Source organism: Tritonibacter aquimaris (genome assembly GCF_009617595.1).
Taxonomy (GTDB): Bacteria; Pseudomonadota; Alphaproteobacteria; order Rhodobacterales; family Rhodobacteraceae; genus Epibacterium; species Epibacterium aquimaris.
Genome location: NZ_WIXK01000026.1, coordinates 1 through 868, shown reverse-complemented (window position 1 = coordinate 868; position 868 = coordinate 1). Strand labels below are relative to the sequence as shown.

The 868-nt window shown below is 55.0% G+C and carries 1 pseudogene; it reads left to right on the top strand.

Annotation, left to right across the window (positions count from 1 at the left end):
* Positions 1-67 precede the first annotated feature (67 nt).
* Positions 68-868 (top strand): annotated as a pseudogene (locus GG681_RS17615) (DDE-type integrase/transposase/recombinase); the annotation flags it as partial.

Sequence of the window (868 nt, the reverse complement as noted above, 5' to 3'; positions counted from 1 at the left end):
TGTTTGGACCTGTCGCGGTTTGATGCCGCTCCTTTGATAGCACTTACTGCAACAAAGGAGACTGACTATGGGACAGAAACGGACGGACGAATTCCACCATGATCCGGTGCGTATCGCGCTGACCAGTGGGCTAACGCGTAAGCAGGTGGCTGATGATTTGGGTGTCGGGATGTCGACGCTGAACAAATGGATCACAGCGCACCGAGATACAGATGTGGTTTCGAAAGAGGATTTGAGCCTCGCCCAAGAGAATGACCGGCTCCGGCGCGAGACCCGCTGCAAGAGGGAGAGCTTAAAAAAGCAACGCAGTTCTTCGCGGGCCAAAAGCCATGAGGTTCAGGTTCATTGAAGAACACGCGGGGGTTTTCGAAACGGCGCGTCTTTGCAAGGTCATGGATGTCAGTTCACGTGGTTTACGTCCGTTCCGCAATCGACCGGCCAGTCGCAGACAGCAGTCTGATTTGGTCACGCTGGCCCACCTCAAGGAGCAGTCCCGTCTCAGTCTGGGCAGTTATGGCCGGCCACGCATGACCGAAGAACTAAAAGAGATTGGCTTGGATGTCGGTCACCGTCGTGTCATTGGATGGGCTGTAAGCAACCGGATGAAACGTGACCTGGCGATCCGGGCGTTGAAAATGGCAATCGCGTTCCGACAACCACCCAAGGACTGCATTCATCACACGGATCGCGGGTCGCAATATTGTTCGCACGACTACCAGAAGATCCTGCGCCAGAACGGGTTCAAGGTGTCGATGAGCGGCAAGGGTAACTGCTATGACAACGCGGCAGTCGAAACCTTCTTCAAAACCATCAAGTCAGAACTGATCTGGCGGCATTCATGGGAAACACGGCGGAAGGCAGAGGTGGC